The sequence below is a fragment of the Sphingomonas sp. SORGH_AS_0789 genome, from assembly GCF_031453055.1.
Classification (GTDB): Bacteria; Pseudomonadota; Alphaproteobacteria; order Sphingomonadales; family Sphingomonadaceae; genus Sphingomonas.
In genome coordinates this window covers 3,510,139-3,533,573 of sequence record NZ_JAVIYV010000001.1, presented here as the reverse complement: position 1 = coordinate 3,533,573, position 23,435 = coordinate 3,510,139, and the positions used below count along the sequence as shown (strand labels likewise).

Sequence of the window (23,435 nt, the reverse complement as noted above, 5' to 3'; positions counted from 1 at the left end):
GGACAGGATCGCACCGGGCAAGCTCCGTGACAATCGGCGGCCGACTTCGCGACTGCAGAGTGAACCGTCGATGGTCTTGGACGACGTCGACGATCGACCGTCTCGCCCTAGGGTGGGGCTCGCTGTCATCGCTGTAAAGCGTGGCGTGGCCAACGCTTCCAATGGGTGTCCGACAGGGCATGGAGACGTGTGGCCGCGACGCGGGGAAGGGGGCTTTCATGCTGAGTCGTCGTGCGAAATTGCAAATTCGGGTTGCGGCCATCGCGATGGTGCCGATGATCGCCTGGGGGATGCCGGGGCCCGCCTCGGCGCAAGGCCAGCGCACCACGGTGCCGGCGATGCCGCTGGAGGACACCCTGGCGCGTATTCATCAGCAGACGGGGGTGACGATCAACGCCGATCCCGATGCGGTGCGCGGGCTGAGCGCCCGGTCGGTGAAGGGCGCGCGCGACGCGATGGCGGCGGTCAGGCAGGCGACGCGGGGCCTGCGCCTTGCCGTCAGCCATGAGCGTGACGGTAGCATCCTGGTCGTCAATGACATCATCGTCATCGCGCATCGCGATGAAGCGGAAACCAATGTGACGGTGCGGGGGGCGACCAGTTCGACGCGGACCGGGGAAACCTTGCGCGATCAGCCGCGCAATGTTCAGGTCCTTTCCGCCAAGCTCCTGGCCGAGCAGCAGGCGCAGAGCCTGCCCGACGCGCTGCGCAACGCGGGTGGTGTGACCGTCAACGCCGCGACCGTTCAGGGCGGCGTCGGCTATACCGTGCGCGGTCTTTCGTCGGGCGGGGCGGTCAACGGTCTGCCGACGCCGTCCAACAGCAGCTTCGCAGCGGGCAGCACCCAGCCGATCGCCAATGTCGAGCGACTGGAAGTCCTGAAGGGGCCCGATGCCATCCTGCTCGGCGGGGACAGCCTGGGCGGGACGGTGAACATCGTCACCAAGAAACCGAGCGCCGACGAGCGGCTGTACGTGTCGAGCGAGGTCGGCTCCTTCGGTTCGGTGCGCGGAACGGTCGATGCGAACCGGTCCATCTCCGCCGACGACAGCGTCAGCGCCCGTATCATCGCGACGGCGGCCACCGCGGACCATAATTTCGGCGGCTATCGCGGCAATGAGGATTATCTGTTCGCCCCTTCGATCCGCTACAAGAAGGGCGGGACCGACATCATCGCGAGCATCACGACCGGGAACCAGATTTTCGGCATGGTGCCCTATACGCTATACGATACGACGACGAAGCGGCCCGTGCCGATCCGGGCCGGGGTGCCCCTGATCGGTGGGCAGAACCAGTATTCGCAGATCAAGAGCACCATCTACGATGCGCAGGTCAATCAGGCGGTCGGAAGCTGGCTGACGATCGTGGGCCACTGGCAGCATCAGAATACCGACCTGTTCATCAGCCAATATTCGCCCTTCGTCGTGCTCGCCCCGAACCTCGTGCTCGTCAGCACGAGCGGCGTGAAGCAGCACGCCACCAACAACGCGGTCGACGGCTACGCCCGCATTGCGGTCAAGACCGGGCCGGTCGAGCACAAGCTGATCGCCGGCGCGATGGCGACGAATTTCAAGACGTCCGCGGACGATACCGGCTCGGGCGACATGTTCCCCTATGATTACGTCGCGGGCGATCCACCCCTGCCGCCCCTGCCAAGGGATTACTTCACGACGAGCACCGGCACCGGCAAGCAGACCTCCTATTATGCCCAGTATCTGGTGAAATATTGGAAGTTCGCCTTGCTTGCCAGCGTACGCAAGACATCGTCCGACGCCATATCGAGCTTCCGCGATGGCCCCACGGCCCGCTATACGTCCAATGGCGCCGTCACCCCCAGCTATGGCGCGGTGGTCGCGGTGACGGACAATGTGTCGGTCTATGGCCAACTCGCCTTTGGTTTCATCGCCAGCTTTCAGTATGACCGACGCCGGAACCTGTTGCCCGACACGCGGACGCGCAATGCCGAGACGGGGATCAAGCTCGATCTGCTCGACAAGCGCGTGTTGCTCAATGCGTCCTGGTTTCGATTGAGCCAGAGCAACTACAAGGTCCCCGATCCGCTCGACCGGCTCTATTACATCAATCTGCCCGCGCAACTGGCGGAGGGTGTCGATGTCAGCGTCTCGGGCGAACCCCTCAAAGGACTGATGGTCAGCGGCGCGTTCACCCGCACCCGATATTCCATGCTGACGTCGGGCAACGCGGACGTCGGGAGCACGGTGGTGCTGCAGCCGCGCGACCAGTATAGCGCCTATGCCTCCTATCGCCACCGCGTGGCCGATGACGTGACGGCGGGTCTCGGCGCGGGCATCTATGGGCGATCGAGTGCCGCCATCGACAGGGCCGGGCAATATTGGGTGGGCCCGTCGGTACAGACCGATCTCAACGGCTTCCTTACGATCGGCAAGCTGGACCTGAACCTGGGCGTCCGCAACCTGTTCGACCGCCGGAATTACGGTCCGACGATCACCACAAGCTATGTCCCACTCGGCGAACCGCGCACATGGCGGCTGACCGTCGGTTATCGTTTCCGTTGATGAAGGCTGGCTGATCGATGTTGCCACAACCCGTTCCATCCGGTGAATCCCGTCGTGAAACGGGGCTCGCCCGGCCACAACCGGCGGGCGAGCGGTGGCGGCATGCCTTTGGCCTGTTGCGCGATTACTGGACGTCGAAGGACTGGAAATTCGCGTGGAGCGCCTTGATCGTCCTGCTGGCATTCCAGTTCGCGGGCGCATGGCTCTTCGTACTGATGAACCGTTGGCAACAGCGTTTCTTCGATGGCGTCGAAAATCGTGACGTTGCGGGCTTTGCCTCGCTGCTCACTGCGTTCATCGGCATCCTGGCGTTGCAGGTCGCCTTCGAGACCATCGAACCCTATGTCCGCCGCATATTGTGCCTGCGCTGGCGCGTCCATCTGACCCGGACCTATCTGGACCGCTGGCTGGCGCGCAACCGCTATGCGGAAATCGAACGGCTGCGGATGATCGACAATCCCGACCAGCGCATCGCCGACGACGTGAAATTCGTCTCCGATCCCGAGGTCGGCACCTTGTCGATCCTGCTGAGCCTGGTCAGCGCGGTCGTGTCGGCTGCCTCATCGATCATGATCCTGCTCGAAACCGCCGCACCGATCCGCTTCGCGCTGTTCGGTCGGCATGTGGCGATGCCGGGTAGCACGGTGGTCTATGCGGTCCTGTACGTGCTGGCGAGCAGCGTGGTGATGGTGCTGCTGGGCAGGCCGTATATCCGGGCGATGATGGGGTGGCAGCACCGCGAGGCGGATTTCCGGTCGAACCTGATCCATGTCCGCCGTAACGCCCCTCAGATCGGGCTCGCCAATGCCATCGGAGCCGAGCGGCTCTCGCTTCGTACCGCCCTGCAGAACATCTATCTGACCTCGCGGTCCGTCATCCGGTCGCTGATCGGCCTCAACGCCGCCAACAGCCTGTATGATCGGATCGGATCCATCATCCCGCTGTTCATCCTCGTTCCGCGCTATTTCGCCGGCGCGATCAGCTTCGGTCAGGTCATGGGCGGCCGGGACGCCTTTCAGGCACTGGTGCCGCAACTGGGGTTCTTCGTCCACCTCTACCCCCGGATGGCGACGCAGATCTCGTACATCAACCGCTTGAAGGCCCTGGACGATGCGATCGATTACGAACGTCCGGCAGGCATCACGGCGACCGTCGGCACCTCGGCGGCGATCGCGGTGGAAACCGCTGGCCTCGTCATCCGCCGCCCGCATGGCGAGCCGCTGGTCGATGTCGGTGACTGGCAGGTGCGCGCGGGCGAACGCTGGGTGATCCGTGGACCGTCGGGCGCGGGCAAGAGCACGTTGTTGCGCGCACTCGCCGGGCTGTGGCCCGATGGCGTGGGGCGGGTCGCATTGGCGGACCGGAGCACGGCCATGTTCGTGCCGCAGCGCCTTTATCTGCCGCTCGGCACGCTGAAGGCAGCGATCTGCTTTCCCGATGCGCCGGAAGATCATGCCGATAGCGAGATTGCCGCGATGCTCGACACGGTCCATCTGCCGCATCTCGCCGATGACCTGCACGCCCTGCGCATGTGGTCCGAGGAACTGTCCCCTGGCGAGCAGCAGCGGATCGCGCTGATACGGATACTGCTCCAGAAGCCCGACCTGCTGATCCTGGACGAGGCGACGAGTGCGCTCGATCCGGCGAACACGCAGCATTTCCACGATCTGCTCGGCCAGCGTCTGACCGACGTCACGATCATCAGCGTCGTCCATGACGAGCGGCTCCACCGCTATCACGACCATGCGCTGATCATTGCCGACGGTCGTGCGGTGGCAGGACCTCTGGAGTCACGATCATGACCAGACTGCTTGCTGCGGATGTCGCGGACATGGAGGACGTTGCCGGACAGGCGGTCGCGATCGCGCGGCGGATCGGGGCGGATCATGCCGTCGCCTCGGCGAGCGCCGGGGCGGGCGTGCGGGTGACGGCCCGCGCTGGGACCACGGACACGGCGCTGCGCGATGCGGGGCAGGGGCTCAGCGTCACCGTCTATCGGGGGACGCGGGGCGGAACGGCAAGTACGGCGGCGCTCGACCGGCACGCGATCGCCGAGGCGGTGGACGAGGCCTATGCGATGGCGGCATTGGTCGGCGAGGACCCCGACGCGCTGCCGCCTCTCCTGGCCGACATGGCCGTCGATACGCCGCTGCCGCCGCTCGATGCGCCGTCGGGGGTCGATATCGCCCGGCTGCGAACGATGGCGCTGGAGGGCGATGCGCTGATCCGCGCCGCGTCGGGGCCGGGCATGACGCTGGAAACCGTGTCGTCAGGTGTCTCGTCCAGCGAGGGCGTCCATGCGCTGGCGACGAGCGCGGGTTTCTGTCGCGGGCAGGCATATTCCAACCATGGCTTGTGGCTGGTGGCGCTGGCCCGCGATGCGGACGGTGCGGTCAACGACAGCGCCGACAGCTTCGATCGACGCTTCGACCGGCTGATCCCGGTCCCAGTACTGGCCGAGCGCGCGGTGGCACGGGCGGCGGGCCAATTGGGAGCGCGCGCGGTGGCGGGGCAGAGGGCACCCGTGCTGTTCGAGCCGCGCGCTGCGATTGCATTGATCGGCAGCCTGGTCAACGCTCTGTCCGGCAATCCGCAGCTACGCGGCGCGACCTTCTTGCCTGATGCGCTGGGCAAGGCCGCCGCAGCGCCCCATCTCGACGTATACGAGAACCCCTATGAACCCTTCGGTCCGGCAAGCGGCGGCTTCGATCGCGAAGGGATTGCGGGTCGGTGCCGCACCATCATCGGGGGCGGAACGGTCGAGGGGCTGTTTCTCGGCACGCGGTCGGCGCGGCGGCTGGGCATGGCATCGACCGGCAATGCCGATGGCCCGTGGAACCTTGTACTGACCAGTCGGGCCGAGCGCGGATCATTCGCGGACCTGTGCCGACGGATGGGGCGGGGGCTGATCGTGCGCCGACTGAACGGGGGCGCGGCTGATCCCGTGACCGGCAACTGGACCTATGCCGTCGCGGGCGCGTGGGTGGAGGACGGCTCGCCGGTCCACGCCGTCACCGACGTCACGGTCGGCGGCAATCTTCGCGACATGCTGACCGGCATCGTCGCGGTCGGTGACGATGTAGAGCGGCACGGTGCCTTTTCCACCGGATCCATCCTGATCGATGTCATGCAGATTGGAGGAGCGCCATGACCCCCAGCACCCCGATAGATAGCGCCATGGCGCGCATTCTGGCGCCCGCCGGGCTGGACATGGGTGACCTGTCCCGCGCGCTGGGCCAGCTGGCGAGTGCGGGTACCGACCTCGCCGACCTTTTCTTCGAGACGAAACGCACGCGGACTTTCTGGCTGGAGGACGGCCGCGTCGCGGGCGGATCGTACCAGATCGGACAAGGAGTTGGGGCGCGCGCGGCGCGGGGCGGCCAAGTTGCCTTTGCCCATTCGGCGGACATGGGTGCGGAGGCGCTCGCGACGCTGGCGGCAGCGGTTCGGGCGCTGGACGGGGGGGAGGGTGGTGAGGTCGCGGTGCCGATGATCGGCACGCCGCAGGTTCACGATCTCTATCCGCCGATCACGCTGAACGCGCCGGGCAGCGCTGGCCCGTGGATCGCCTTGCTGGAGCGGATCGACATGGTCGCCCGCGCGGCGGACCCGCGGGTCTCCAGGGTGGATGCCTTTTTGCGGATCGTCGACCAGACCATCTTCGTCGCCGATCTCGACGGGCGTGTCGCGGGTGACGTTCGGCCGACGATGCAAGTATTCGTCACCATCGTCGCGGAAAAAGCAGGTCGCCGCGCGCAGGGGCAGGCAGGGCTGGGCGGACGTCATGGGGTCGAGGGTGTGAGCGAGGCCCGGATCGACGGGCTCGTCGCACAGGCGGTGGAGATGGCGTGTATCAATCTCGATGCCCGGCCGGCGCCGTCGGGCATGATGCCGGTCGTGCTCGGGCCCGGCTACCCCGGTGTCCTGTTCCATGAGGCGATCGGTCATGGTCTGGAGGGCGATCACCATCGCAAGAAGCAGTCGGCCTTTACCGGGCGGATCGGCGAGCGGATCGCGGCACCGGGCGTGACGGTGGTCGACGATGGCGGCTTGCCCGGCCTGATCGGCTCGCTTGGCGTCGATGACGAAGGTTCGGTGGCGATGCGCACGACGTTGATCGAGGATGGCGTGCTGACGGGGTTGATGCAGGATCGGCTCAACGCCGGGCTGATGAACGCCCGGCCGAGCGGAAACGGGCGTCGGCAATCTTATGCCCATCTGCCGATGCCGCGCATGACCAACACCTTCCTGCTCGCCGGGCGCCACGCACCCGACGACGTGATCGCCTCGGTCAAGAACGGCATTTACGCCACCGCCTTTGGGGGAGGGCAGGTCGATATCGTCAGCGGCCGGTTCAACTTCACCACGACGCAGGCCTGGCTCATCGAGAATGGCCGGATCACCGCCCCGGTCGAGGGCGCGACGCTGATCGGGGTGGGGCATGAGGCCTTGAAGCAGATTTCGATGGTTGGCCAAGACCTTGCGCTCGACGATGGGGTCGCCAGTTGCAGCAAGGACGGCCAGCATCTCGACGTTGGTGTCGGCCAGCCGACGATCCGGATCGATGCGATGATGGTCGGCGGCGCGTCGTGATCATCGTGCCCGGCACCCAACCAGAAAATCCCAGAAAAGTGAGATACCTAACGTGACCACGATTCTTCCCGGCCATGAAAATCGTCCGGAAACGGCCGACCCCGTCTCGAGTGAGGCGCTGCAACTTTTGGTCTTCAGCGCGACCTGGTGCGGGCCGTGCAGGGCCATGGCGCCGGCCATCGAAGATATCGCCCAGGATTATGCCGGTGATCTCGTCGTGGTAAAGATCGATATCGAAACATCGCCGGGCCTTGCAAAAGAATTCGACGTGCGCGGAGTGCCCACGGTGATCACGCGCCGCAGGGGCGCGATCATCGACCGCCATGTCGGTGGCATGACACGGACACGGCTTGCGCTCATGATCGAGGACGCCTTGAAGCGCGGGGACGCTGCGGAATGAACGGCACGACGACCGTGCCCGCGATGGAGACGCTCCGCCACGCATTGGGGATGGAAGAGCCCGATCCCGTGACAGCCGGAGCCGATGATGCGACGCGGCTGGCCTGCTGGATGCTGAACGCCATCCAGCCATGGCCCGAGGCGGCACGGAACGTCATGCAGGCTCTGCTCATGGCGCATCGCGAAGGTCGGACCGGTTCCGCCGAATGGCGAAATCTGCGCAGCGCCGCCGTCGCGCTGAGCGATGACCGCGATGCCGAGGTTCGGGCTTTTGGCCATGTCGCGGAAGCCGCGGCCTGGCCGCTCGCGACCGCGCGGGCGGGGCTGGTCGAAATGATGCAGGCGATCTGCCAGCTCCGCGCCCAGCAGATGGCGAGGGCGACCGGGTGGACGGAGGAGGACGAGCAGGCCGCCCATGTCATCCTGGCGGAGATCGAAGCGGGCGACGGGAGGATGCAACCCCGGCGTGAGGACATCCCCGCTCTTTTCATGGCCGCAAACCCGGCTCTGGAGAAAAGATTTTGCGTGAACCTGACGGCCGCGAACGCCGCCTTTGGCGCTTTTAAAGCGGAGGTCGCGGCTTGGATCGAGGGCGCAACCCGATAAGGGATTGGCGGCGCAGGTCGGGCAGCACGCGCCCGGTGTCGAAGACCGGTGTGCCCAGGAAATAGCCCCAAGCCTTCGTCTCAAGGTGTATTCCGTTCGGTCAAAACGGGCTCCATGCCGCTTCTGACGTTTGCCACGGTACCACATGAACGCAAAAGGGCTTTTACCCGCTAAAACGGGCTCATAGCCGATCGGCAGGTCATGGCGGCGTCAAAAAAGGCGCATAGGGAATGGCCCTTTCGCTCGGCGGAGCGACGAACGGGGAAGCAAGGAATGAAATTCATCATTGCGGCTGGGCTGGTCATGATCGCGACACCCGCATTCGGGCGCGATGCTCCTGCCGATCTGGTCGATCCGTTTGTCGGGACGCTGGCCGATTTCGGGCAGTTGACGCCCGCTGCGGTGGCGCCATTCGGTATGGTGCAGCTGGGGCCCGATACCGATCCCGCCAACCATGCGGGCTATGATTTCGCGGCGGATCGACTGCACGGCTTTTCGTTGACACGCGGCGTCGGGGTGGGTTGCGGTGGCGGGGGTGGAGACCTGCTCGTATCGTTGCGGCCCGCAGGGACAAGCGGCCCGGCGGTCATGGACAAGCGCAGCGAGCGCGCGAGTGCTGGCTTCTATCAGGTCGCGTCCGACGATGGTGTCACGGCACAGGCCACCGCGACCCGGGGGGCGGGGCTGCTGCGCTTTCGGGTGCGCCGGCCGGGACGCGTCGTGCTGTGGATCGATGCGGGGCACAGCTATGCCAAGCGGGCCTCCGCCGCATGGCGAACGGCGGACAGCGACGACCTGCGCGCCGAGATGGTGGCGGGGACGGTGTGCGACAAAGGGCTCTACCGTCTCTTTTCGTCCAGCCTGGTGACATTGAACGGTCGCCCGCTCCACCGCACGCTGACCGTGAAGGAGGGCCTGGCGACCCTGGACCTCGATGTGCGGCGCGGCGACGTCGTGGAACTGGCGACGGGCCTGTCGAGTGTCGACGTCGATGGCGCCGCGCTCGTTCGCAAGCGGGAATTGGGAAATCGCCGGTTCGACGCGGTCGCCGCCGAAACGCGCGCCGCCTGGAACAATGTGCTCGGCCGGGTAAGGCCGGAAGGGTCTCGTGCCGAACGCGCGCTGTTCTACACCTCGCTGTTCCGGGTCTTCCAGACCCCCGTCGCGATCGACGATCCTGATCGTTGCCATCGGGAGAATGACGGCACGATCGCCCGGTCGGCAGTCGGCCAGACCCGTTATGCGAGCTGGTCTCTATGGGACAATTACCGGACCCAGCTACCCCTGCTTGCGCTGCTGCAACCCGAACGCAGCCAGGATATCGCCCGGTCGCTCGCCGATCTCTATAGGCGCGGCAAGGCGCAATGGGCGACGATGAACGAGCCGTTCCTGACGGTTCGCACCGAACATGCCGGGATCGCGCTGCTCGACATGCGGCGCAAAGGCATCGCCGGGTTCGACGCCAGGGCGGCCCTTGCGGGCATGGTGGCCGACAGCGCCACGCTCCAGCGCGAGACGCCCGACCAGCAGATCGAGGCCGCCTATGACGACTGGGCGACCGCGCAGCTGGCACGGGACCTGGGGGAGGCGGCGACGGCGCACCGTTTCTCCGCGCAGGCCTATGGCTATCGCCCGATGTGGCGTTCGGTCTTTCAGACGCAGGGCGCGGATGGCGATACCGTCAAGGCGAGGGGGCTGTATCAAGGGACGTTGTGGCAATATCGCTGGGCGCCGGTGTTCGATCTCGACTGGATGATGGCGACGGTCGGCCCGTCCGAGTGGCTGGCGCAGTTGCACCGCTTTTTCGACGCGGGCCTGTTCAACATGACCAATGAGCCGGACATCCAGGTCCCCTGGCTGTTCGCGGCGGCGGGGCAGCCCCAGGCGACCGCCGATCTGGTCCGCACGATCCTGACGCAGCCGATGGCGCATCCCTATACCAATGCGGGCAAGTTGCCGCAGCCCTTTGTCGGCCACAGCTTTGCGCTGGCGCCGCAGGGATTTGCCGACGGAATGGACGACGATGCCGGGGCGATGACCGCCTGGTATGTGTTCGCCTCGCTGGGGCTGTATCCGCTGGTGCCGGGCGAGCCCTGGTATGTGGTTACGGTGCCGGCATTTGCGCGCACGAGCATCGATCTGGGGCAGGGGCGACGGATGACAGTGCGGCGGATCGGCCCCCGCGATGGCGTGGTCCTCCGCGCGGACTGGAACGGACGGACGCTGGCGGACTGGCGGGTCGGGCATCATGCGTTGCTGGAAGGGGGCATTTTGACCGTCACGACGCGGCCGCGTTGATCCAGGTTGATGCATTTCCCTCAAAAGCTTCACAAATCTGTCGCGAACAACGGGCATCGGAGCCGCCAATTCATCCGAAACGGGGGAAATCATGACCTTTGCCAAAGCCGCGCTGCTGCGCGCGACCGCCCTGAGCGCGGCCCTTCTCCTCACCCCGCAACTGGCGAGTGCGCAGACGGCCAACGAGACGGCGAGGACCGATGCCGCGCAGGCGGATATGGCGGCGCAGTCGGCGACCGGCGAAGAGGTGATCGTCACGGGTTCGGCGCGGCGGCAGCGGCGCTTCGACGTGTCCTATGCGGTCAACTCGCTGGGGCAGGACGATGTGAAGCGGCTTGCCCCGCTGAACTTCGCCGATCTTCTCGGCAAGCTGCCCGGTATCCAGGTCGAGGCGACGGGCGGCGAGGTGCAGAACGTCACGCGCATTCGCGGCATTCCGACCGATGACGGCTATGCCGTGTTCCAGCAGGACGGCCTGCCGCTGTTCCACGACATCAACGGCAATTTCTTCCGCGGCGACAGCCTCAACCGCTATGACCTGATGACCGAGCGGGTCGAGGTGGTGCGCGGCGGCCCGGCGCCGATCTTCGCCAGCCAGGCGGCGGCGATCGTAAACTCGATCACGGCGACCGGCACCGACACGACGCGCGGCAAGGTTCAGGTGACGGTCGGCACCACCGATCTGTATCGCCTGGATGCAATGCAGGCCGGGCCACTGGGCGAGCGGACCTATTATGCGATCGGGGGCTATCTGCGGCGGGATGGGGGGCAGCGCGACAATGGCTTTCCCAATGATCGCGGCGGCCAGATCCGCGCCAATATCAAGCGCGACCTCGACAACGGCACGCTCAAGATCAGCGTCAACTATTTGAACGACCATAACAGCTTCTACCTGCCGATCCCGATCGCCGATCCGCGCAATCCGTCGGTGTCGCTCAATCCCTATATCGATTTCTTCCACGGCACGCTGAACTCGCCCGCCTTTCGCGGGGTGACGCTGAAGTACCGCGACTCTGCCGGGGTCGTGCGCAGCGAGACGCGGGATCTGGCCGATGGCCGTCATATGGAATATGGCAACATCGGCCTGCAATATGACGCCGAATTTGGCGGCTGGCAGTTCTCGGCCAAGACCGGCTACACCCAGGGCAAGCTGCGCTTCGACGCGCTCTATTCGACCTCCAATCCGGTCGACGCCAACAGCTTTGCCAATGGTTTCCAGAGTGCGGCGACCGCCGCGTTCGGGCCCGTCGCGCGGCTGGGCTATGCGCTGTCGGGGACCAATGGCGCGACGGCCTATGACCCTTATGCCGCGTCGGGCTTGGTCGTGCAGGGCCAGTATCGCGGCGTCGATTCCAGCTTCTATTCGGGGCAGGGCGATGTCAGCGTCACGCGCAAATTCGAGACGGGCTTCGGCACGCATGACGTGCGGCTGGGCGGCTATGCCTCGGCCTATGGGCTGACCAACAAGGCGGTCTATCAGGATTATCTGATGGAGGTGCGCGGCCAGCCCCGGACGCTGGACCTCGTCGCCTATTCGGCGAGCGGGGCCGTGCTGGGCTCGGTGACCGACAAGGGCGTGCTGCGTTACGGCACGACGCTGAACCAGGGCGATGTCGATTCCACCGTCTATGCGCTCTACGCCAACGACACCTGGGAGGTGACGCCCGGCCTGCGCATCGATGGCGGCATTCGCCATGAATGGTACAATATCAGCGGCTATGGCCTGACATCGACCTCGGTCAATCTGGGCGATCCCGCCACGCTCGCCGACAACAGCGTCCGCAGCTTCGATGGCGGGCGCCAGACACGCAAGGACAGCCCGGTCGCGACCAACTGGACGATCGGCATCAACTACGACGTCAGCACCCATTTCGGCGGCTATCTGCGTGCGTCGCATCTGGAGGTGCCGCCGCAGTCCGCCAGCTATTACAATATCAACCCCGTGCTGGTGAAGACGCAGGCCGACCAATATGAGGCCGGGCTGAAGGCATCCTTCGGGCGCAACTACCTCTATATGACGGGCTTCTATACGAAGTTCGATCCGTTCAACGCCTCGTTCGTGGCGTTCAACCCCACGACCGGCCGCAACGACCAGTCGGTGCCCTTTATCGGCCAGGCCGAGGTCAAGGGCGTCGAAGTCGACGGCACGCTGGCCCCGGCGCCTTGGTTCTTCGTCTCCGGCTCGTTCACCTATCAGGAGCCCAAGTACAAGAATCTGCAGAACAGCTCGGGCGCCGACCCTTCCGCCGTCAACGGCAAGCAGATCATCCGCGAGCCCAAGGTGTTCGGCAATATCCGTCCGACCTTCGCCTTTGATGCAGGTAGCGATCAGGTGGAGGTCTATGGCCGCTACGAGTTCGTCGGACGTCGGTATGTCGACCTGTTCAACAATACCGGCCTGCCCGCCTATAACACCTTCGGGCTCGGCGCGACGCTGACCCATGGCGGGTTCCAGTTCCAGGTCGTCGGGGACAATATATTCAACAACAAGGGGCTGACCGAGGGCAATCCGCGCACCGACCAGCTCGACGGGCAGACTTCGCGCGATGCGATCTATGGCCGCCCGATCTTCGGGCGCAGCGTCCGCTTCGTCGTCAGCAAGGCTTGGTGAGGCCCATGGGGCGGCTGATGGCGGCGGCGCTGGCGATCTCCATCGCCCAGCCGCTGCCCGCCGCCGCGCCAGCGGTACGGGATACCCAGCTGGCGGCGATGGCGGCGCGGCTGTTTCCGGCGCTGCACGGGCCGCTGGCGGGAGATGCACGGGATCGGCGCGTCGCCGCCTGCGCGGGAGTGCCTGATTGCGTCGTCGCGGCCGCGATCCTGCGTGACGAGGAGCGGGAGGCCCTGGCCGCGCGCTCCCCGGATCATGGGGATGATGTGCGGCGGCAGGTCGACGGGCTGAACGACATATTGCGCGTGTACGGCGTCGGCAAACTGCCGCGCTATCCGCTGATCGACGGGTCCGACGCGCCGTTCGGGAGCGAGGCCTTTGCGGCCAAGGTGGCCGATGCGGTCGTCATGGCCGGGGCGCAGTGCGGCGATCCGGCGGTCGGCGGCGACATCAGCCTGTCGCTGGCGCTTGCCCTGCTCGATGCCAATGACAAGAACGCGGCCGTCGCCTTCGAGCCCCTGGATCAGCGGTATAATGCCGCCGCCATCCGGCGGGCGCGGACCATGGCGTGGATCCGCTATCGCTACACCGCGATCCTGGTCCTCGGGGTCGGGCCGGATGACCTGGAAACGCCGCTCAGCGCCAAGAACAAGGTCAATGTGCGCGTCGCCGCCGAGCAATTTGCCATGGGCGCAGCGCCGTTTCTGATCGTCAGCGGCAGTGCCGTGCATCCACGCGACACACCGCATGTCGAGGCGCTGGAGATGCGGCGCGCCCTGATCGAACGCTATGGTATTCCGGCGGACGCGATCGTGGTCGAACCCTATGCGCGGCATACGACGACGAATGTCCGCAACGCGACGCGCCGCTTGATCGCGATGGGCGCGCCGCTCGACCGGGACATGCTCGTGGTCAGCAACGCCTCCCATATCGATGCGGTCGCCAGCCCGGCCTTTGTCGAGCGCAACCGCCGCGAACTCGGCTATCAGCCCGCCACCGCCGATGGGCGTATCGCCCTTACCGCGATCGCCATGAAGCCATCCCGCGAGGCGCTGCGCATCGATCCCGCGGACCCGCTCGATCCGTGAACGGGCATGCCCAACAATGCGGCTTCGTCGATAGAGACACGCAGGCCGAATGCCAGATTTTACGAGCAGGCGGCCGAATTCGGTCTGCGTCAACGGGGCATCGCGAAGATGGATGGCAACACCAAGCCGGGCAGGGTGACGATCCTCGATGTTGCGGCCGCGCTGGGGGCAGACGATGACGATCGGTGTCATCGTGCCCAGGCTGACCGACACGGTCATGGCGATGCTGTACGAAGCCATTGCCCGGGCATGCGGGCGAACCGGTCGTATCGCACTGGTCGCGACGACCGACGAGCAGGTCGAGGGCGAGCTAAGGGCCGCCGAGTCCCTGTTGCAGCGTGGCGTGGATGGGCTGATCCTGGCCACCGCACGCGACGATGACGATCTGCCCGACATTCTGGCCAAACGCAGCGTGCCGTTCGTGCTGGCGCTCAGGACCGACGGCAAGAGCCTGTCCTCCATCGGCGACGACCGGCTGGGCGGGCATCTCCTCGACCTGGGCCATCGGCGGATCGGTATCATTGCGGGGCCGGGCTATGCCTCCAGTGCAAGGGGGCGGCAGGAGGGATATCTTCGGGCGCTTGGCGAACAGGGCATCGGCCCCGACCCCAATCTCATCGTCGACTCGACGTTCAGCATTGATGCCGGCACCGATGCGGCACTGACCTTGATGCGTCTGTCGTCGCCACCCACGGCGATCTTTGCGGTCAACGACAATACGGCGATCGGGGCCATGTCGGCGCTGCTCAACCTCGGGCTCAGGATGCCCGAGGACGTATCACTGGTCGGATATAATGACATTCCCATCGTAGGCTGCCTTCCAACACCGCTCACGACGCTCCGCGTGCCCTTCGATCAGATCGCCATGACCGCACTCGACCTGCTCATTTCGGGCCGCAGTCGGCCATGCGAGCCGATCCAGATGGCAGCGCCGACCCTTATTCCGCGACGCTCGACGATGGCCAATGCGGGGAAGGAGCGGACGGCGGATGTCACGACGCGCGGGTAGCCGAAGCGACCGATCCCCGCCGTCAGGGGTGTCCGGCGTCGTAGCGATATGCGTGCCGCCACCCATCACGCTCTGACTTCGCCCGCACCATGAATGCGCGCGTGAAGCGGTACTTTCTGCCGAATCCCGTGTATCACAGGGTGATAACGATGGTTCGATAGGAGCGGATGCCCATATGCATGGGGTGCGAAAGGGCACGAACGCGAGCGGAATGCGGCGGTATAACGAGCGGCTGATCCTGTCGGCGATCCGGCGATTAAACGGTGCATCCAAGGCCGAACTGGCGCGGGTGACGGGACTGTCACCCCAGGCCGTGGTCCGCATCATCGACGAACTCGACAGCGACGGATTGCTGTTCCAGGCCGAGAAGCGCACGGGCGGCATGGGGCAGCCCGCCACGGTCTATCGTATCAACGGGGCGCGCGGATACACGGTCGGCGTGGAAATCGGCCGGAACGCCATGACGCTGGTCTTGCTCGACTTCGACGGGCAGCAAAAGGCGGTGCATTGCGATGCCAGCGCCTTTCCGACCATCGACCTGGTCGTGGAACGGATCGACCGGTTCCTGCACGAGCAACTGCCGGCGTCGCTGCGCGATCCCAGCACCTTTCTGGGCATTGGCATAGCGATGCCGTGGTTCCTGGGCGAATGGCGCGACGAGCTCGGCATTTCCGAGGATCAGGCCGAGGAGTGGCGGCGCGGCGATGTTGCCAGCCGCCTGCGCGCCGGACTGCACTGGCCGACCTTTTTCGACAATGACGGCAATGCGGCGGCGCTGGCGCATCTCTTGTGCGGGGCGGGGGCCGACCTCCAGAGTTATCTTCTGATCAACCTCGGCACCTTTGTCGGCGGGGGGCTGGTCCTTGGCGGGCAGGTGGTGCAGGGGCGGCATGGCAATGCCGGGGCGCTGGCGTCGATGCCCGTCATGGCCGATGGTCGGCGCGATTCGCTGATCCATCATGCCTCGCTCTACGATCGGGATCTCGCGGCGACGCCGGCCGAACTGGAGGGCTGGCGACGGCGCTGTACCGAAGCATTGGCCTTCGCAATCTCGGGTGCGAACAGCCTGCTCGATCTCGAAGCGGTCATCCTCGACGGATCGTTGGCAGCGGAGGAGATGGCCGACATCGCGGCGGCGGTGGAACGGCAGCTCGCCGAACATGCCCCGCCCGATTTCTTCGCGCCCGAACTGCGCATTGGCACGCTGGGGCGGCAGGCCGCAGCGATCGGTGCAGGACTGTTGCCGCTGCACGCACAGTATTCGCCTGATCTCAGCAGCTTGTTCAAGCGCAACTAGTCGACTTTCGCTTGAACTGACCGCGTGAGGGGTGCCTGGTATCGCTAACGGCAAACGATTGCTCTGCAAGCCCCTGAAAAGCCGCAAAATTTGTCCTTGACCAACTAAATCACACTAGTAGATTTAATGGCATCGACCGCAATAGCGGCAGGTGATGGGAGGATGACGATGGCGACCGTATCTCGGCGTACAAGGCGGACGGGCTGCTCGTGGTGACCGAACCGCTGCTGCTTGGCGGGATCGAGGCCGGGGGCACCAAGTTCCTGTGCGCCGTTGCCGATCGTGATGGGACGATCCTCGCCGAAACCCGGATCGCGACCACGACCCCGGCCGAGACTTTGGGCACCGCCAGCGCCTTTTTCCGCGAGGCGCAGCGCGTCCATGGCGATCTGTCGGCCTTTTCGGTCGGCAGCTTCGGGCCGCTCTCGCTCAATCCGCTGTCGGCCGATTACGGCAGCATCACCTCGACCCCGAAACCCGGTTGGGAAAATGTCGACCTGCTCGGCCATCTGCGCCGGATGACGGACGCACCGATGTCGCTCGACACCGACGTCAACTGTGCGGCGGTGGGCGAGCGGCTGTTCGGCAGCGGACAGGGGCTGGACAGCTTCTGCTATGTCACGATCGGTACGGGGATCGGCGTCGGCTTGCTGATCGGTGGCGCGCCGCATGGCGGGGCGAACCACCCGGAGGCCGGGCATATCATGGTGCCGCGCGCGCCCGGCGACGATGCGTTCAAGGGCATTTGTCCGTTTCATGGCGATTGCCTGGAGGGGCTGGCCTCTGGTCCGGCGATGCGTGCACGCTGGGGCGTACCGGCCGAACGCCTGCCCGCCGACCATCCGGCATGGGATATGGAGGCGGACTATATCGCCGCACTCTGCGCCACGCTCACCTATGTCATTCGCCCGGACCGGATCATCGTCGGCGGCGGGGTGATGCAGCCGCAAATGTACCCGAGGGTGCGATCCGCGCTGGTCGCGAAGCTCGCGGGCTATGATGCCAGTATGCGGGCGATCGACATGGACCAATATCTCGCTGCGCCGACCGCCGGGGCCTCCGCCGGGCTGACCGGCGCGCTGGCGCTCGCCTATCGCACCGCGACACGGCAATGGCCGATGCACTGGCGCATGGCCGAACCCTTTCACGCGAACAAGGAGACGGTCGATGCATAGCATCACCATGCCGGACGGTCGGCAGGATGTGGACGATGCACGGGCGACGATCGCGATCGTGCTGAGCGCGGCCGGGGCGGCGCTGGGCGGGTTGCTGTTCGGATTCGATACCGCCGTCATTTCGGGGGCCACGCAGGCGTTGCAGGAACGCTTCGCCCTCACCGATGCGTCGCTGGGGTTCACCGTCGCCTCCGCGCTGATCGGAACCGTCATCGGATCGCTGGTCACCGGCGCGCCCGCCGACCGATATGGGCGAAAGGCGATCATGCTGTCGGTCGCCATCGCCTATGTCGTTTCCTCACTCGGCGCCGGGCTTGCGCAGAGCTGGCCGATGCTGATCGCGTTCCGGTTTCTGGGCGGCCTTGCGATCGGCGCGGCATCGGTGGTGACGCCGATCTATATTGCCGAAGTGTCGCCCGCGAAGTTCCGTGGGCGGCTGGTGGCGATGAACCAGCTCAACATCGTCCTGGGCATCCTGATCGCGTTCCTGAGCAACTATCTGATTGCGCAGGCGCTGCCGCCGGAAGCGGCGTGGCGGTGGATGTTCGGCATCGTCGCGGTGCCCTCGGCGCTGTTCCTAGCCGTGACCTTCCTGCTGCCCGAAAGCCCGCGCTGGCTGGCGGTGCACGGGCAACAGGCGAAGTCGGTGCAGGTCATGGCGCGCCTCGGCTTCCTGGACCCTGCGGCCGAACTGACGCGGATCGAGGCCGCGGAACGCCGCGATGCGGGGCAGGGCGATGCCCGGCTGTTCCAGAGCGCGCACAGCTTCCCGGTCGCCTGCGCAATCGCCATCGCGCTGTTCAACCAGCTGTCGGGCATCAACGCGCTGCTCTATTATGCGCCGCGCATCTTCGAACTCGCGGGGGCGGGGGCCGACAGCGCACTGCTCCAGTCGATCGCGGTCGGGGGTACCAACCTGCTCTTCACCGTCGCCGCCCTGTTCTTCATCGATCGGTTCGGGCGCAAGCCGCTGTTGATCGTCGGGTCGGTGGTGTGCGCCGCCGCGCTGCTGCTGGTCGGTTGGCAGCTCGAACGCAGCGCCCCGAACGGTACGCTGATCCTGGGCGGCCTGCTGGCCTTCATCGCCGCCTTCGCGATCAGCCAGGGGGCGGTGATCTGGGTGTTCATCTCTGAAGTCTTCCCCAGCGCGGTACGTGGCAAGGGACAGGCGCTGGGGTCCACCACCCACTGGGTCGCGGCGGCGGCGATCACCTGGCTTTTCCCGATCGTGGCGAGCGCGGTCGGCGGCTGGGTCTTCGCATTCTTCGGCGCGATGATGCTGCTGCAACTGCTCTGGACGCTGCGCGTGATGCCGGAGACCAACGGCGTCGCCCTCGAAGACATGAACCTGAAGGGGCAGGCGGCATGAAGACCATCGCCCTCCTCGCGATGACCGGGATCGCGCTGGCCTCCGCCGCGTCGGCGCAGCGTCCCGATCCGCGCCCGACCTATCACTTCGCGCCGCAGCGCAACTGGATGAACGACCCCAACGGCCTCGTCTATTATGACGGCGAGTATCATCTGTTCTTCCAGTATAATCCGCATGGCGATCGCTGGGGGCATATGAGTTGGGGCCATGCGGTCAGCCGCGATCTGGTCCATTGGCAGGAACTGCCGATCGCCATCCCCGAGACCGCCGATGTCATGGCCTTTTCGGGCAGCGCGGTGGTCGACTGGAACAACACGACCGGCTTCGGCCGGGACGGCAAGCCGCCGCTGGTCGCCATCTATACGGGGCATAATCCCAAGGCGAAGCTGCAATCGCAATATGTCGCCTATAGCAATGATCGCGGCCGGACCTGGACCGTGCATGGCGAGGTGCTGAGCGTCGGATCGCCCGAGTTCCGCGATCCCAAGGTGTTCTGGCACGCCCCCACGAAGCGCTGGGTGATGGTGGCGGTGATGGCGCTGGAGAACCGCGCGGTGCTGTTCACCTCGCCCGACCTCAAGCAATGGACCTTTGCCAGCAGCTTCGGGCCCGCTGGCGGGCGGGGCAAGAACTGGGAATGCCCCGATCTGTTCGAACTGCCGGTCGAAGGCGGCGCACCGGGCAAGAAGCGCTGGGTGCTGGGCATCAATCTCGGCGACAATGCGGTCGGCGGGGGTTCGGGCGGGCAGTATTTCGTCGGCGATTTCGACGGCAAGCGCTTCACCCCGGTGCCGGGCTGGCCCGGCGAAGCGCAGTGGATGGACTATGGCGCGGACTTTTACGCCGCCGTGTCGTGGAACGACCTGCCCAAGGATGACCCGCGCCGCATCTGGATCGGCTGGGCGAATGACTGGCGCTATGCCGAGGCCATACCGACCTGGCCCGCTCGCGGCCTGATGACCGTCCCGCGCGAGGTAACGCTGAAGAAGACGCCCGCCGGTTATCGCATCGCCCAGGCACCGGTGCGCGAGGTGGCGAGCCTGCGCGGCGAGCGACGGGATTTCGCCGCGCCGCTCGGCGAAACGCCGGTCGATCTGCCGATCGCGGGCGGCTCGGCCGACCTGATGCTCGATCTCGACACCGGCACGGCGGAGCAGGTGACGATCGCCCTGACCGACGAACAGGGTTACCAGACGCTGATTGGCGTCAACCCGACCGTCGACGAGGTGTTCGTCGACCGCACCCGCTCGGGGCCGCATTTCCATGACGGTTTCGCCACCCGCCATATCGCGCCGGTCGACCTGAAGGGAAAGCGGGTGCGGCTGCGCGTGCTGGCCGATCAGTCGATCCTGGAGGTGTTCGTCGGCGACGGCACGCGCACCATTACCGACCGCTTCTTTCGCGGTGGCGGCCCGCTTCGCTGGAGCGCGAGCGCAAGGGGCGGATCGGCGCGGCTGACGATGCAGGCGTGGCCGATGACCGGGGGCTCGCGCTGACATGAACGGCTTCGTCATGACGGTGGAAGCGATCGCGCCGGGCTGATGCCCACCCCGTCGATCTTTTGAAAATCAAAAAAAACATAACGGAAATCTGGGAGGATTTATGCCGAAGACCTTGCTCGCCCTGCTGACATCCAGTGCGCTGGTGCCGCTTGCCGCCAATCCCGCCGCCGCACAGGACAGGAGCGCCCAGGCGCAGGCCGATGCCGCGCCCGAAAACGATGCCAGCGCCGATATCGTCGTCACCGGCTATCGCGCCGCGTTGGGATCGGCGCAGGAGATCAAGCGCAACTCCGCGTCGATCGTCGATGCGATCGTGTCGAACGACATCGGCAAGCTGCCCGACAACAATGCCGCCGAAGCGATTGCGCGCGTCACCGGCGTCACCGTCCAGCGCTATAACGACGAAGCCGGGGTGATCCTGGTGCGCGGCCTGCCCGATGTCGCGACCACCTTCAACGGCCGCGAATTCTTCTCGGCCGAGGACCGCGTGCTGCACCTTCAGGATTTTCCGGCGGGCGTCGCGGCGGGGATCGAGGTCTATAAATCGGGGACGTCCGACCTCATCGAGCCGGGGCTTGCTGGGCTGGTCAATCTGCGATCCCGCCGCCCGTTCGATGTCAAGGATACCGAGATCGCGGGTGAATTGCGCGCGTCCTATAATGATCAGGCGCGGGCGTTCGACCCGGCGGGCAATCTGCTGCTGACCAAGCGCTGGGATACGCCGATCGGGGAGGTCGGCGCGCTGATCAACGTCAGCTATGTCCGCACCACCTATCGCAACGCCGATCGCTATGCCGATTCCGCGATTATCTCGCCGCGCGGCTTCGGGGCGAACGACGCCGCCGACGACCTGACCGTGACCACGCCGGGCGTGGGCATGGATTTCCGCTTTCCCGCCAATGCGGGCAATTTCTACGAAAAGGGCGTGCGCCACCGCCCGGCGGTCAACGGCACGATCCAGTGGCGTCCGACCCCCGATCTCGAAGTCTTCGCCGAAGGGCTGTGGCAGGCCTATCGCGGCCAGGTGCTGCGCGATGCGTTCAACGTCAATTTCGAACGCCGCGATGCGAGCGGCGTCGCCCCGACGTTGAGCAATGTCGTGCTGGTGCCCGGCGAGCCGGACAAGGCGGCCAGCTTCACCAAGACCGGCGGTTACGTCCCCGAATTCTATCGTTCGACCCAGAATGACCGCACCGATACGTGGCAGGCGGCGGCGGGTTTCAAATGGACCACCGGCCGCGCGACGCTGTCGGGCGACTTCGCCTATACCAACAGCAAATATCAGGCGTCGGAATATAGCCTCGACGCCCAGCTCGCCAGCGCGCCCACCATCAATGTCGACTGGGACGTGCGCGGATCGGCGGTGTTCGATCTGGGCGGCTATGCCATCGACAATCCGGCCAATAGCCGTTGGCGCGGCTATTATCAGCGCGACCTGGTGACCAAGGGCGATGGCGTCCAGGGTCGCATAGACCTGGATCTCGAAACCGACTGGGACTGGCTGCCGCGGCTGCAATTCGGCTTCCGCGCCAGCGATCGCAACGCCTATTCGCAGAACAACAATCGCTATGCCTATACCGCCGGGCTGAACATCCCGCTCGACAGCCTGCCGACGGGGGCGCTCGGGCTTATCACCGACGGGTTTCGCGACGATCCGCAACGCTTCAAGAACTGGCTCGCCCCCAGTCGCGATGCGATCCGCGACAATGGCGAGGCCCTGCGCCTGCTGGCGCTGCAATCGGTCCAGCGCGCGACCCTGTTATTCCCCTCGGACAATGGCATTCGCGGGGCGGTGACCAAGTTCGCCACCGCCGAGATCCCGTTCGATCCGCTGGGCGGCTTCACCGCCAGCGAGGCGAGCTATGCCAGCTATGGCCAGGCGAAATACGACATCGACCTGGGCGGGGTGCGGCTCGACGGCACGGTGGGCGCGCGCATCGTCAACACCGACGGCACCTATCGTGGGTTCAGCCGGGTGCAGGCCGCCGACGGTACAGTCGGCATCGTCCCCAGCGTCACGCGCCAGAATTATGTCGATGTGCTGCCCTCCGCGATCGCGCGGATCCGCTTCTCGAACGAATGGCAGATACGGCTGGGCTATACCCAGACGCGGACCCGGCCGGGCTTCGGCCAGCTCAATCCGTCGATCAACATCACCCGCAACAGCCCCGGTCCCGACGGCACGCCGCCGGTGTTCGACGCGAGCGGTTCGGGCGGCAATCCCGATCTGCGACCGCTGACGTCGAAGAATTACGATGCCTCGCTCGAATGGTATTTCTCGAAGAACGGATCGGCATCGGTCGCCGCCTTCTATCGCGACCTGAATGGTTTCATCGGCTATTATACCCAGGTCGTGACCGATCCTATCTATGGCCGCGTCCAGCTCAACCGGCCGGAAAATGCCGGTGACGGGCGGATCAAGGGGATCGAGGCGTCGCTCCAGACCTTTTTCGACTTCCTGCCCGGTGCGCTGTCGGGCTTCGGCGTCCAGGGCAACGTCACCTATCTCGATGGCACCAATCAGTTGCCCCGCGTGCTGGGCGAGGGCGACCGGCAGGTGGAGATTACCGGCCTGTCGAAATGGGCGTACAATTTGACGGCCTTTTACGAGAAGAGCGGCATCTCCGCGCGGCTGTCCTATAACTGGCGATCGCGCTACGTCACCAGCTACAACCGCAATATCAACGAAGACCAATATGCCGGTGAGCTGGTGCGGCCGGTCTCCCGGCTCGATTTTTCGGCCAGCTACGACGCGTTCCGCAATATCTCCCTGGTCGCGAACGTCAGCAATATTCTGGCGCAGCCGTTCAAGAACTATCGCTTCTACAACGAGACGCAGTTCTTTGGCCGCGATTTGCGGGTGGAGGGGCGCTATTTCAGTCTGGGCGTCCGCTTCAAGATGTAATCTGGGCGGCGGACGTGCCTTGCCGCGTCCGCCGGACGATCCCGAT

15 protein-coding genes are annotated in these 23,435 nt (G+C 65.6%); all 15 read left to right on the top strand.

The window, feature by feature from the left end; all coding sequences use genetic code 11:
- Positions 1-218: 218 nt before the first annotated feature.
- The 15 genes from QE360_RS15985 (at position 219) to QE360_RS15915 (ending at position 23,389) form a co-directional block, all read left to right on the top strand.
- On the top strand, positions 219-2,537 hold the full coding sequence (locus QE360_RS15985; protein WP_309703127.1) for a TonB-dependent receptor: 2,319 nt from the start codon (positions 219-221) through the stop codon (positions 2,535-2,537).
- A 17-nt stretch (positions 2,538-2,554) separates the two neighbouring features.
- On the top strand, positions 2,555-4,339 hold the full coding sequence (locus tag QE360_RS15980; RefSeq protein WP_309703125.1) for an ATP-binding cassette domain-containing protein: 1,785 nt from the start codon (positions 2,555-2,557) through the stop codon (positions 4,337-4,339).
- Positions 4,336-5,688, top strand: a complete 1,353-nt coding sequence (locus QE360_RS15975) for a metallopeptidase TldD-related protein (protein ID WP_309703124.1) — start codon at positions 4,336-4,338, stop codon at positions 5,686-5,688. The genes QE360_RS15980 and QE360_RS15975 overlap by 4 nt, the downstream gene beginning before the upstream one ends.
- Positions 5,685-7,130, top strand: a complete 1,446-nt coding sequence (locus QE360_RS15970) for a metallopeptidase TldD-related protein (protein WP_309703122.1) — start codon at positions 5,685-5,687, stop codon at positions 7,128-7,130. The genes QE360_RS15975 and QE360_RS15970 overlap by 4 nt, the downstream gene beginning before the upstream one ends.
- Before the next feature lie 52 nt (positions 7,131-7,182).
- Complete coding sequence (locus tag QE360_RS15965) at positions 7,183-7,530, top strand: thioredoxin family protein (protein ID WP_309703120.1); 348 nt, start codon at positions 7,183-7,185, stop codon at positions 7,528-7,530.
- Positions 7,527-8,135 carry a hypothetical protein gene (locus tag QE360_RS15960; protein WP_309703118.1) on the top strand — a complete coding sequence of 203 codons (609 nt, stop codon included), beginning with the start codon at positions 7,527-7,529 and terminating at the stop codon, positions 8,133-8,135. Before QE360_RS15965 ends, QE360_RS15960 begins: the two co-directional genes overlap by 4 nt.
- 273 nt (positions 8,136-8,408) lie before the next feature.
- Entirely contained in the window at positions 8,409-10,433 is a 2,025-nt protein-coding gene (locus QE360_RS15955; protein ID WP_309703116.1) for a glycoside hydrolase domain-containing protein, read from the top strand.
- A 91-nt stretch (positions 10,434-10,524) separates the two neighbouring features.
- A complete protein-coding gene (locus tag QE360_RS15950; RefSeq protein WP_309703115.1) occupies positions 10,525-13,044 on the top strand; it encodes a TonB-dependent receptor domain-containing protein in 2,520 nt (839 codons plus the stop codon).
- A 5-nt stretch (positions 13,045-13,049) separates the two neighbouring features.
- Positions 13,050-14,132, top strand: a complete 1,083-nt coding sequence (locus QE360_RS15945) for a YdcF family protein (protein ID WP_309703113.1) — start codon at positions 13,050-13,052, stop codon at positions 14,130-14,132.
- 148 nt (positions 14,133-14,280) lie between these two features.
- Complete coding sequence (locus QE360_RS15940) at positions 14,281-15,141, top strand: substrate-binding domain-containing protein (RefSeq protein ID WP_309703111.1); 861 nt, start codon at positions 14,281-14,283, stop codon at positions 15,139-15,141.
- Positions 15,142-15,352: 211 nt separating this feature from the next.
- On the top strand, positions 15,353-16,438 hold the full coding sequence (locus QE360_RS15935; protein WP_309703109.1) for an ROK family protein: 1,086 nt from the start codon (positions 15,353-15,355) through the stop codon (positions 16,436-16,438).
- A 212-nt stretch (positions 16,439-16,650) separates the two neighbouring features.
- A complete protein-coding gene (locus QE360_RS15930; protein ID WP_309703107.1) occupies positions 16,651-17,613 on the top strand; it encodes an ROK family protein in 963 nt (320 codons plus the stop codon).
- Positions 17,606-18,982 carry a sugar porter family MFS transporter gene (locus tag QE360_RS15925; RefSeq protein WP_309703105.1) on the top strand — a complete coding sequence of 459 codons (1,377 nt, stop codon included), beginning with the start codon at positions 17,606-17,608 and terminating at the stop codon, positions 18,980-18,982. Before QE360_RS15930 ends, QE360_RS15925 begins: the two co-directional genes overlap by 8 nt.
- Entirely contained in the window at positions 18,979-20,478 is a 1,500-nt protein-coding gene (locus tag QE360_RS15920; protein WP_309703103.1) for a glycoside hydrolase family 32 protein, read from the top strand. Before QE360_RS15925 ends, QE360_RS15920 begins: the two co-directional genes overlap by 4 nt.
- A 106-nt stretch (positions 20,479-20,584) precedes the next feature.
- Positions 20,585-23,389 (top strand): TonB-dependent receptor, encoded by a 2,805-nt coding sequence (locus tag QE360_RS15915; RefSeq protein WP_309703102.1) that lies wholly within the window; start codon positions 20,585-20,587, stop codon positions 23,387-23,389.
- Positions 23,390-23,435 lie beyond the last annotated feature (46 nt).

Coding starts and splice junctions, on each gene's coding strand:
- QE360_RS15975 (WP_309703124.1), top strand. CDS start 4,336: ATGACCAGACTGCTTGCTGCGGATGTCGCGGACATGGAGGACGTTGCC.
- QE360_RS15915 (WP_309703102.1), top strand. CDS start 20,585: ATGCCGAAGACCTTGCTCGCCCTGCTGACATCCAGTGCGCTGGTGCCG.
- QE360_RS15960 (WP_309703118.1), top strand. CDS start 7,527: ATGAACGGCACGACGACCGTGCCCGCGATGGAGACGCTCCGCCACGCA.
- QE360_RS15925 (WP_309703105.1), top strand. CDS start 17,606: ATGCATAGCATCACCATGCCGGACGGTCGGCAGGATGTGGACGATGCA.
- QE360_RS15985 (WP_309703127.1), top strand. CDS start 219: ATGCTGAGTCGTCGTGCGAAATTGCAAATTCGGGTTGCGGCCATCGCG.
- QE360_RS15920 (WP_309703103.1), top strand. CDS start 18,979: ATGAAGACCATCGCCCTCCTCGCGATGACCGGGATCGCGCTGGCCTCC.
- QE360_RS15955 (WP_309703116.1), top strand. CDS start 8,409: ATGAAATTCATCATTGCGGCTGGGCTGGTCATGATCGCGACACCCGCA.
- QE360_RS15935 (WP_309703109.1), top strand. CDS start 15,353: ATGCGGCGGTATAACGAGCGGCTGATCCTGTCGGCGATCCGGCGATTA.
- QE360_RS15945 (WP_309703113.1), top strand. CDS start 13,050: ATGGGGCGGCTGATGGCGGCGGCGCTGGCGATCTCCATCGCCCAGCCG.
- QE360_RS15940 (WP_309703111.1), top strand. CDS start 14,281: ATGTTGCGGCCGCGCTGGGGGCAGACGATGACGATCGGTGTCATCGTG.
- QE360_RS15980 (WP_309703125.1), top strand. CDS start 2,555: ATGTTGCCACAACCCGTTCCATCCGGTGAATCCCGTCGTGAAACGGGG.
- QE360_RS15970 (WP_309703122.1), top strand. CDS start 5,685: ATGACCCCCAGCACCCCGATAGATAGCGCCATGGCGCGCATTCTGGCG.
- QE360_RS15950 (WP_309703115.1), top strand. CDS start 10,525: ATGACCTTTGCCAAAGCCGCGCTGCTGCGCGCGACCGCCCTGAGCGCG.